The organism is Myxococcus dinghuensis (assembly GCF_024198235.1).
Classification (GTDB): Bacteria; Myxococcota; Myxococcia; order Myxococcales; family Myxococcaceae; genus Myxococcus; species Myxococcus dinghuensis.
The window spans coordinates 1-1,123 of sequence record NZ_JAKCFB010000122.1; the positions used below are offsets into that span (position 1 = coordinate 1).

Genomic DNA, 1,123 nt, shown 5'->3' on the forward strand with positions numbered 1-1,123 from the left:
TGGGTCTCGGACGACTGGTTCCGGACGCTCAACACCACCGCGCGCGACTCACCATCCAACTCCAACCGGACGGGATTCACCTCGAATGCCGCGGCATCCCCACGACCAGGAATGACCCAAGCCATCAACGCCAGGGCCAGCAGGCCACCCGTCCGACAAGAACGCCGCGTATCCATGGGGGCCTACCTCAGAACGTCAGCGTGGCGACGACCGTGTCGTTGTAGGTGCCGGAGGCGACGTTCTGGCCCTTCGGAATGGTGCCGTAGACCAGCACGGGGATCGGCAGACCGGTGCCCAGGTACGGCAGGCCCGTGCCGGACGTGTTGCCCCACACCACCAGGCGCGTCAGGTCCTGATAGAGGGAGTAGTTGAGGAAGTTGTTGGAGGTGGTGTTCTTCAGCCGGCGCAGCGGCACCGCGTCCGTCGAACCCGTCCCCGCGTTGGAGCCCTGGCCGAGCGTCACGACCGCGCTGCCCAGGGCCGTGCACTGCACGGTCATCGAGGCGGAGCCGAGCAGGTCCACGCCCAGGCTCGAGTTGACGATGACGGGGTCGTACGCGCCGAAGGCCAGCGTCCCGGAGTTGATGCTGCAGGCCGACCCGACGGTGGCCGAGATGGTCAGGTTGGCGGTCGCGGTCGCCGCGTGTGCGGAAGCGGTCGCGAGGAGGGCGGCAGCCACGGTCGCGGCTGAGACTGCGGTCTTCAATGCTTTCATGAGCAAGGCTCCAGCAAGAGCTGGTGGATTCCAGCGGCCGTCTGGCGTTCCCAACCTGGACGCCCATCCTCCGAACGCCAAGGCCCCCTGCGCACCACACTCACCACTGCACGGTTGGCCCGTGAGGTTCATGGCACTTCAACGGGGCCTGCCGTCGTGTGTCTGCGATTGTCTTTGTCTGTCCCTCCCCCGAGGACCAGGTCGATGTTCGCCTCGCGCCACCTGCGGGCCGCGCGCTGGAATTCCTCGCGGCCACGCAAGCTCACCTCATGACGGTCGCCTCATGGCTGGGAGGCGATGTCCTTGCAGGCGCCGGCTCCGGACACCTTCGCCGACTGGAGCATCACGCCCCGGTCCGTCTCCAGCTGCACCTCCACCGCCCGAATCCTTCCGCACGCGTCCGCGGGT

At 67.4% G+C, this 1,123-nt stretch carries 1 protein-coding gene; it reads right to left on the reverse strand.

The window, feature by feature from the left end; genetic code table 11:
• Positions 1-187 precede the first annotated feature (187 nt).
• Entirely contained in the window at positions 188-715 is a 528-nt protein-coding gene (gene pru, locus LZ198_RS42800; protein ID WP_253977938.1) for a fruiting body development fimbrial-like coat protein PRU, read from the reverse strand.
• Positions 716-1,123 lie beyond the last annotated feature (408 nt).

What these genes read in the sequence shown, in the direction of transcription:
- pru (WP_253977938.1), bottom strand. Translation starts at nt 715, where the DNA reads ATGAAAGCATTGAAGACCGCAGTCTCAGCCGCGACCGTGGCTGCCGCC.